Raw genomic sequence first — 8,595 nt, 5'->3', positions numbered from 1 at the left:
TCTCTACCCGGCCAAAGTCTTCCACACTCACTGTAGGCCAGACCCAGTCATTCGCAGTAGTGCTCGACACCGTGCCAGAGGGCCTATCAGGATTTAATATCACCGCCGAACTAATCGCATGGTCTCCAGGAGGTCGGTCACCGGAACCACCCATATGCTCGTGTGCGCTCACCGCTTCGACAGGACACGACGTTTGCGAAATGGTCGGGGTTTCCTATCCATCCTGGGCAGAAATCCCGATGAACAGTTCATTTCCAGCGGATCAAACATTCCTTAAGGCGATTGATTTAAAAGACTCGGTGAAGTCAGGGGGGGCAACAAATGTGACGCTCTGCAACCTTACCATTCGCGGCGATGTACCCGGCACAGCGGCCATAAGGGTCATTGCCAGAACTCTGGACGATGACCGAGGGGGGGGCGCTACGAACCTACTTTTTTCTATGCCACTCTGACGGTGCAGGCCGCAATGCCATTCCCGAATCCCGACGGTGGAAACTTCCCACATCCAACTGATCCCGATGGCAACGGCCTTTTCGAAGACCTTGACGGTAATGGCTGCCTGCGTTTTAACGACGTTGTCATCTTCTACAACAACATGAACTTCATCGAAGCGCACCAACCCCCCCTCGCCGCCTTCGACTATGACAATAGTGATTTCATTGGGTTCAGAGATGTCGTTATTCTCTATGAGATGGTGTGAGCAATGCGGTCATTCACCATTCTCCTTTGTATAATGGCCCTTGCTATTATCCCCCCCGGCCAGGTGCTGGCATCAACAGTACACCTGGAGGCCCCCCCCGACACCCTTTCTTTTCCTACGGCAGGAAGCACCGACATTCTGATGATCAACCTCACGGGAGATGGAGATGGCCTCTCCGGCTACAATCTGGGTCTTAGCATGACCACTCCCGGAATTGTTGAGGTCGCCTCGGTTGCGTATCCTCCATGGGCAGGTATGGTATCGAATGGTACTATACCGGCGGAGAACACCTGGATCCAGGCGGTTGACCTGCAGATGCAGGTAGAATCGGGGGGGGACTTCCCGGTTCTCCTCACCACCATTACCCTCCGGGCAATCGCTGACGGTGAAACAGTACTGACGGTTTCACCGGTGATCGTCGACGACGATCGGGGTGGCCGGTACGCGCTCGATCCGATCCAAATCCCGGTACGGTTGGAGCAGTATCCTCGAAAATAAATTCTCCGGATACCGATCAGACACGAACGGAGGCATTGTCATCTTCTACTGATTTCTCCATTGTTTCAGATACCACGGTGTCACCATCTGTTTCTCCTATAGCCGGAACGGAAGAGATTACCCCCCCCACTATGCTGCTACCGCCATCCTCTCGTCCTCTGGATTGTTCTGCTAATCATCCAGATGCCTTCCCTGCACAATCATCCCCCCCGGGTTTTGGGGTTGTCCCATTGTGTCTTACAGGTTTTGCTCTCTGTGTCCTCCGTCTGAATAAGTTAAATAGAGGTGAATAATCATGTCGCTGAAATACCAAAAACCGATTCTTCTTCTGGTGATCCTATCGTTACTGATACCATGCGCCTTTGCAGCAGATGAACCTGTCATCACCTTTTTGCCTGGAGAATTCATCCTCGATGTGGGTGATACAGCACCAATTGCGGTTATGATGAGTGCGGATCCGGCCGGTCTGTCCGGCTTCAATGTTACTGTGTCCCTTGCCGAACCATCCATCGGTGAGATCATGGCAGTTTCGTATCCTAAATGGGCCGATCTGCCGGTGAACAGCAGTATTCCTTCAGATTCACTTTTTGTTCAGGGAGTTGATCTCAGAAATTCGCTTGGAGCGGGGGGGGTGACAAACATCCTCCTCTGCACGCTTACCGTCCGCGGTGACATTGCCGGGGAGACAAACCTGACCATCACCACAATGAAAATCGATGATGATGTTGGCGGCCGCTATGTCCCAGAAACAACGGACGCAATTATGGTAGTGAAAAATCCGCCTTCGGTATTTTCCATCGATATTCCGCTCGCACCTGGCTGGAACATGATCTCAATTCCTGTCACCAATGCCGAACTGACTGTACCTTTGGAAGTGATGGATGGAGTCTATGTCTATGAACCCTTAGAACAGATCTACGTCAAAGCGAATATCAGTGCACTTGAAGCTGGCAAAGGCTATTGGGTGTCGGCAACGTCACACTGTACGCTTACCGCGAGCGGCAATAGTCTCGGAAATTTTGTAGCAAGTCTTAGACCGGGATGGAATATGATTGGTGCGGTATGTAATGATACATCAATTGCCGCTTCGCAAACTGTTCCAGCAGATTCTGTTCAGAATAATGTATATTCGTATAATCCTCTGATACAGAGTTATGTATCAACAACCACCCTGAATCCATGTTCCGGTTACTGGGTTTCAGCCATAGAAAATTGCACATTGAATGTCAGCACAAATATTTCTGAGTAATGCTGATAATATCCGGAGATATTTTACCCACGCTCATTCCTTTTTTCAGGTTCTTTGCTGTTCTAATAAGAAACACGGAAAAAGAAGACATAAAACCGATTCAAACCCCCCCGGTAATATGCATCTTCCCTTCAGACCCGTCCCGATACAGCGTCGCGACTTCCCCCCCAATCACCACAACCGCCGGGGGCTTCACGCCCGCCTCTGCTGCAACCGTTGCAATCTCATCGAGAGGTGCACACGTCACCCGCTGGTCGGGCCGCAGGCCGCGTTCGATGATCGCGACCGGCTTCTTTGGGGGTCATCCCGCCTGCGACAAGGGCTTCGGCGATCTTCGGGAGATTCTTCACGCCCATCAGAATGACAATCGTCCCGGTCGTCTGCGCCAGCCAGTGCCAGTTGAGGGCCGACTCTCCTTTCGTGGGATCTTCATGCCCGGTGAGAATCGTCACCTGACTCGCCCACTTCCGGTGGGTGACCGGGATGCCCACGCATTCGGGGACGGCGATGGCGCTCGTCACACCCGGCACCACCTCGACCGGGATGTCGTGTGCCCGCATCGTCTCCATCTCCTCACCGCCACGGCCGAAGAGAAAGGAATCGCCACCTTTCAGACGGACGACCCGCAGCCCTTTCTTTGCATACGCGACCATCAACGCCTCAATCTCATCCTGTTCGAGCGTGTGGGACGATCCGTATTTTCCCACATCGACACATTCCGCCGTCTTGGGCAGGGATGCCAACACTTCAGCACCGGGAAGTTGGTCATAGAGGACGACGTCTGCCGCATCGAGCACCTCGCGTGCCCGGACGGTCATCATACCCAGCCCTCCGGGGCCGGATCCGATAAGATATACTGTTCCGTTCATGATTGTTCCGTTCCTGATAATCCCAGAGTCTGCCGGGCCTCTTCAATCAGATCCCGGCCAATATTACGAAGTTTTTTGCCAATGAGACGGCCTTCCTCCACCGAATCACCGTTGTCCTCCACCCGTTCGTAACGGCTGCCGTCAAGGGAGAGCACTTCTGCTAAGAGAAATCCGTCCTCGCAAAAGACTCCCTGCGGCGTGAAACATCCGCCGCCAATCTCCTCCATCACGGCCCGTTCCACCTCGGTATCCAGCCGGGTCTGCGGGTGATCGATAGCAGAAAGCGGTTCAACAAGCTCAGGGTCATCACGGCATACCACCGCGATCGTGCCCTGATTCGGTGACGGCACAAACCACTGCGGCAAAAGTTGCGTGCCGGGCAGATCCATATCGAGACGCTGCATCCCCGCCTCGGCGAGGACAATCGCGTCATACTCTCCCTCACGCAGTTTGCGCAGGCGGGTGTCCACATTGCCCCGGAGCTCCCGGACTTCGACATCCAGACTGCTCCGCAACAGCTGCGCCCGCCTGCGGGTCGATGACGTGCCCACACCCGGATCTCCTCGATATCACACTCGTGGACGAGGAAATCCGCAGGGGGGGAATCCCGCCGGAGAATTGCCGCTGTCGAGAGCCCCTCCGGCCGGAATGCCGGTATGTCCTTCATGCTGTGCACCGCGAAGTCAATCTCACCCGCGAGAATGGCATCATCCAGGGCCCGGACAAAGATACCCTGCCCGCCGACCTGATGCATCGGCACCTGCGTGCGGGCATCCCCCGACCGTCTTGACTTCAACAATCTCGGTCTCGATGCCCCCCCGCTCAGCAAGCTGATTGCAGACCCGGTTCGTCTGCGCCATCGCGAGGCGGGAACCCGCGTACCTACGATCAGAGACATTCAGAATATGCCCCCGGCAATCGCCGCCACATCTTCCTCGGTGTGCGCCACCGAGAGGAAATTGGTCTCGAACTGCGACGGCGGCAGGAAGATGCCCGCCTTGCGCATCTTGTTCCAGAAGACAGAAAATGCCTCCGTGTCGCTCTGCTTTGCCTCGCGGTAATCGCGGGGCGGGGTCTTTCTGAAGAAGAGTTTGAACATCGAACCGAGATGCACAAATCCGCCCACCTTATTGGTGGGAAGGGACTCCCCGATGATTCGTGCGTTCTCTTCGAGCATTTGATACAGACCCCCCCGGTTGTTACGCAGATACTGCAGGCAGGCAATCCCTGCGGAAAGGGAGAGCGGGTTGCCGGAGAAGGTGCCCGCCTGATAGACCGGGCCTGCCGGTGCGGTCAGCGCCATGATATCCCGTCTGCCGGAGAAGCAGCCGATGGGAAGACCCCCCCCGCCGATTATTTTGCCGAAGGTGGTCAGGTCGGGCGTGATGCCGTATTTGACCTGCGCCCCCCCGCCGATACCCAGCCGGTAGCCGGTGATGACCTCATCAAAAATCAGGAGCACATCGTGTTCCTCGGTGATTTTGCGCACCTCTGCGAGGTAGTTCTCATCCGGGAGCACCGGGCCGACATTGCCGAGCACCGGTTCGAGGATGAACGCCGCCACGTTGTCATTATTCTCCAGCAGTGCAGACAACGCTTCGGTGTCGTTGTAGGGCACCTGCAATGTGTGCTTTACCACATCGGGGATGACGCCTGCCGAGTCCGGCACGCCCATCGTGGTCGCACCGGAGCCCGCCTTGATCAGCACCCCCCCGTCATGGGCGCCGTGGAACCCGCCCTCTATCTTGATGATGTCCTCGCGGTTGGTAAACCCGCGGGCGAGGCGTATCGCTGCCATCGTTGCCTCCGAACCGCTGGAGACAAAGCGCACCATATCAACCGACGGGTGATCGGCAACGAGCATCCGGGCGAGCGTCAGTTCCTTTTCCGCCGGAGTGCCGTAGAGCCAGCCGTCTTCGGTGCACGAGCAGATGGCCTCACGCACGGCCGGGTGGGCATGCCCGAGGATCAGCGGCCCATAGCCCAGACAGCAGTCGATCAAGTCCTCGCCGTCCTCGGTCACAAGGTGCGAACCCGCCGCCTTCCGAGTATAGAAGGGATACGGCTTTATCGCCCGCACCGGACTGGATACCCCCCCGCCGGGTATCAGCGTCTGTGCCTCAGAGAAAAGCTCCTCGCTTCTCATTGCAGCCACCCCCCCGCTGCATCCCGTGCATAGTAGGTGATAATAAGATCCGCACCGGCCCGTTTTATTGCCAAAAGACTCTCCAGTGCCACCGCTTTCTCATCAATCCAGCCGTTTGCCGCTGCCGCCTTGATCATCGCATACTCGCCGCTCACCTGATAGGCGGCGACCGGCAGACCGAGCGTGCAGACCGACTGCAGGATGTCCAGGTACAGGGATGCCGGTTTGACCATCAGGATATCCGCACCCTCCTTTGCGTCCAGCTCGGACTCAAGGAATGCCTCACGCGGGTTGGCCGGGCTCATCTGGTAGGTTGTCCGGTCGCCAAAGGAGAATCCGGAGTCGGCCGCGTCACGGAAGGGCCCGTAGAGGGCGCTTGAAAATTTACTGGAATACGACATGATCGCCGTATCCTCATAGCCCTCACAGTCCAGCTCTTCTCTTATGGCCATGACCATCCCGTCCAGCATACACGACGGGGGGGCGACGATATCCGCCCCGGCCTGTGCATGGGATACGGCAATCTGTGCCATCAGTTCCAGGGACGGGTCGTTCAGGAGGTCAGGCCCGGAGCAGTCTCCCCCGACGATACCACAGTGCCCGTGGTCGGTATATTCACAGGCGCAGACGTCGGTGATGACAACCAGATCCGGCACCGCCGCCTTGATGGCACGGACGGCCTGTTGGATAACACCCTCCGGGTTGTATGCCTCGGTTCCTCCGGCATCCTTTCGAACGGGGATGCCAAAGAGAATGACCGCATGGATGCCCGCTGCGGCAATCTCTTCGGCGACATCCGTGATCATCGAAAGGGGGGGGTAGCGGTACTGCCCCGGCATGGAGACAATCTCCATCGGAGTTCCCGCGGCCTCGTCAACAAAGAGCGGGGGGGCTACCAGATCAGCTGTACTCAATACCGTCTCCTGAAACAGGGGGGGCTGTATCGTTCGTTTTCTTAGTCGTCTCAATCGTCTTTCCGGAAACATTCGTTATCTCCTGCAGTTACTGCATGCACCAGTGCCTGTGCCGATTCAAGATCTCCGCTCTCTGCACACCGTCTCACGGAGAAGGTGACGTCGTTCAGGAGTTTCTTTACAAGCACCCGTGACAGGTCATCAAGGATATCTTCGGCCGGTGCACCCGATGACCCGAGGCGTGCAGCTGCCTTGTCGCGTTCCCGGCACCGGATCATCTCCGCCCATGAATGGAGGTGGGCGAGGAGATCACTGGCACCGGCCCGGTTGAGGAGGGTCACAAACTGCGTCAGTTCCGTGTCCAGGAACGCATACGCCTCTCTGGCCTCCTCTTTCCGGCTGTTCATATTGTTCTCGCTGACCGTGCGGAGATCGTCGATGGTGAAGAGATACACCCCCCGTCGATATCACCGACCGCCTCCTCCACATCACGGGGGCTGGGCGATATCGATGACGACGAGCGGCTTTCTGCCTTCGTCAAGCGGCCACACACGATCCCGCATCGCATCGCATACCTCATCATACCGGATGATGGGATGGGGGTGCTGCCGTGCAGGAGATGATCACATCGGCAAGGGCGGCATAGCGGAAGAGTTCGTCCAGACGCACGGCCTTGCCCCCCCTACCAGATCCGCCAGCTCCTCGGCGCGGGCAAACGTCCGGTTGGTGACGTATATCGCGGTCAGGTCCTTTGCCGCCAGCGCCTGGGTAACGAGCGTGCCCATCTCTCCGCCACCCACCACGAGAATATGGCGGCCGGTGAGGCTGCCCAACAGATCCTCTGCCAGTTCGACCGCAGCGGAACCGATGGAGACCGCCCCCTTGTTGATATTCGTGCGGCGTCGCACCTCCACGCCGACATGCGCTGCCTTGGTGATGCAGCGCTCCACGAGCGGGCTGCAGGTCTCGTTCTCACGGGCGAGGGCGAGGGCCGTTTTCAGCTGCCCTAAGATCTGGTCTTCCCCGACGACCATGGAGTCGATTCCGGCAGAGAGCCGGAGCAGGTGGCGCAGGGCGTCCTCCCCTTCGAGCGTCCGGAACCCGTCCCGGCCCTGTTCGCGGAGGAAGGCCTCTGCCATGCAGGCATCCCCTTCCACCAGAAACTCGATCCGGTTGCAGGTCTGGAGCAGCAATGCCCCCTTTAAACCGTCCCTGTGCGTCTGCAAGCAGCGCCGCCTCATCGGGGGGGAATCGGAATGCCTCCAGCTCTGCGATATCGCTCCCGTGATGGCTGATGCCTGCGATGGTAACCGAGGGAATGAGTCCGTTTTTCATAGATATTTCCTGAGAGCCTCTTTTTTTGCCTGTTCTGTGCCGCGGACAAGGGCGTCCCACATCGCGGGGTCGTCAAGGACGGCATGAAGAATGCGGGAACGTGCCCGCTGGTCGGGGACCTGCTCTTTTAGGTCTTTTCGCAGCGCCTCCTGCAGACGAACCATGCCGTCGATGTCCCCCCCGCCGTGCTCTTCCATGCAGAGGCGGATATGGCGTGCCATGGCGGGGGGGCTGCGCCCGTGGGTCGAGATACCGATACAGTAGGTATCGCCCCGCACCACGGACGGGAGGTAGACATCCCCCGTCTCCCCTCCCGCATCGTTCACATGCGCACCGCACCGGCGGGCCAGCAGACCAATTCTTTGGTTCAGGTCTGCGGGTTCCAGGGCGGTGATCACGAGAAAACTGCCGGACAGGAGGGGAATGATCTCATCGTCATGCATCGAAGCCAGGTCACACGCCACCGTCTCTGCGGGAATCTCGGCAAAATCCGGGTGGAATGAACGACTGAGGACCACCACCTGCGCCTCGTGGGCAAAAAAGCGTGCCTTGCGGGCGCCGACGGCACCGCCGCCCGCAATCACAACCTTCGCACCCCCCCTGAGGTCCATCATCAGTGGTATCATGTCTGATTAAGATTGATGCTGCACGCATTTAACGGTATCACCTTTTGAATCATTAGTATGTCATATATCGGCCGGATCACCAGGATTTCGTTCTACCGGCGGCACTACCGGGGGGGAAGAAACGGATTCAAATGAAAACGTTTATAAAAATTTGAGAAATCAGGCAGGAATCCGTAAACAAAGGGTGCAAAAAACGCAAATCGATACCATTATATTCTCAGGAGGTGTATATTGTAGAGCACTGAGACGCGCTAGCAT

Annotated in this window: 6 protein-coding genes and 4 pseudogenes; 4 read left to right on the top strand and 6 right to left on the bottom strand. The window is 57.4% G+C overall.

The genetic code is table 11. From position 1 onward, the window contains the following. The 4 genes from JCM10550_RS20510 to JCM10550_RS06680 all read left to right on the top strand — a co-directional run. The coding region (locus JCM10550_RS20510) for a hypothetical protein (protein ID WP_218185148.1) at positions 1 to 452 on the top strand (452 nt) is incomplete at its 5' end. A 14-nt stretch (positions 453 to 466) separates the two neighbouring features. Continuing rightward, the gene (locus tag JCM10550_RS06690; protein ID WP_157200010.1) at positions 467 to 700 is read left to right on the top strand and encodes a hypothetical protein; all 234 of its coding nucleotides are present in this window, start codon (positions 467 to 469) and stop codon (positions 698 to 700) included. 3 nt (positions 701 to 703) lie between these two features. After that, positions 704 to 1,198, top strand: coding sequence for a hypothetical protein (locus tag JCM10550_RS06685; protein WP_062397924.1), 495 nt, complete (start codon positions 704 to 706; stop codon positions 1,196 to 1,198). A gap of 295 nt (positions 1,199 to 1,493) precedes the next feature. Next, the gene (locus JCM10550_RS06680) at positions 1,494 to 2,447 is read left to right on the top strand and encodes a hypothetical protein (protein WP_062397923.1); all 954 of its coding nucleotides are present in this window, start codon (positions 1,494 to 1,496) and stop codon (positions 2,445 to 2,447) included. A 100-nt stretch (positions 2,448 to 2,547) separates the two neighbouring features. Here the strand turns inward: JCM10550_RS06680 and cobA are convergent. The 6 genes and pseudogenes from cobA to JCM10550_RS06650 all read right to left on the bottom strand — a co-directional run bounded on the left by cobA (position 2,548) and on the right by JCM10550_RS06650 (position 8,325). Beyond that, positions 2,548 to 3,316, bottom strand: a pseudogene (gene cobA, locus JCM10550_RS06675) (uroporphyrinogen-III C-methyltransferase). Next, positions 3,313 to 4,214: pseudogene (hemC, locus tag JCM10550_RS06670) on the bottom strand (hydroxymethylbilane synthase). Before hemC ends, cobA begins: the two co-directional pseudogenes overlap by 4 nt. Beyond that, a pseudogene (locus tag JCM10550_RS06665) lies at positions 4,205 to 5,462 on the bottom strand (glutamate-1-semialdehyde 2,1-aminomutase). The pseudogenes hemC and JCM10550_RS06665 overlap by 10 nt, the downstream one beginning before the upstream one ends. Then, positions 5,459 to 6,448, bottom strand: a complete 990-nt coding sequence (gene hemB, locus JCM10550_RS06660; RefSeq protein ID WP_062397920.1) for a porphobilinogen synthase — start codon at positions 6,446 to 6,448, stop codon at positions 5,459 to 5,461. Before hemB ends, JCM10550_RS06665 begins: the two are co-directional and overlap by 4 nt. Next, positions 6,427 to 7,711 (bottom strand): annotated as a pseudogene (hemA, locus tag JCM10550_RS06655) (glutamyl-tRNA reductase). Before hemA ends, hemB begins: the two are co-directional and overlap by 22 nt. After that, positions 7,708 to 8,325: a bifunctional precorrin-2 dehydrogenase/sirohydrochlorin ferrochelatase gene (locus tag JCM10550_RS06650; protein WP_172673795.1), complete on the bottom strand. Its 618-nt coding sequence runs from the start codon at positions 8,323 to 8,325 to the stop codon at positions 7,708 to 7,710. The pseudogene hemA and the gene JCM10550_RS06650 overlap by 4 nt, the downstream one beginning before the upstream one ends. Positions 8,326 to 8,595 lie beyond the last annotated feature (270 nt).

Source organism: Methanogenium cariaci JCM 10550, assembly GCF_001315945.1.
GTDB lineage: Archaea > Halobacteriota > Methanomicrobia > Methanomicrobiales > Methanomicrobiaceae > Methanogenium > Methanogenium cariaci.
Note: the sequence above shows the minus strand (reverse complement) of the source record. Positions and strands in the feature narration are given on the sequence as shown.

Bases quoted from the DNA above. Each gene is read 5' to 3' on its own strand.
- JCM10550_RS06690 (WP_157200010.1), top strand. From the start codon at position 467: ATGCCATTCCCGAATCCCGACGGTGGAAACTTCCCACATCCAACTGAT.
- JCM10550_RS06685 (WP_062397924.1), top strand. From the start codon at position 704: ATGCGGTCATTCACCATTCTCCTTTGTATAATGGCCCTTGCTATTATC.
- JCM10550_RS06680 (WP_062397923.1), top strand. From the start codon at position 1,494: ATGTCGCTGAAATACCAAAAACCGATTCTTCTTCTGGTGATCCTATCG.
- hemB (WP_062397920.1), bottom strand. From the start codon at position 6,448: ATGTTTCCGGAAAGACGATTGAGACGACTAAGAAAACGAACGATACAG.
- JCM10550_RS06650 (WP_172673795.1), bottom strand. From the start codon at position 8,325: ATGATGGACCTCAGGGGGGGTGCGAAGGTTGTGATTGCGGGCGGCGGT.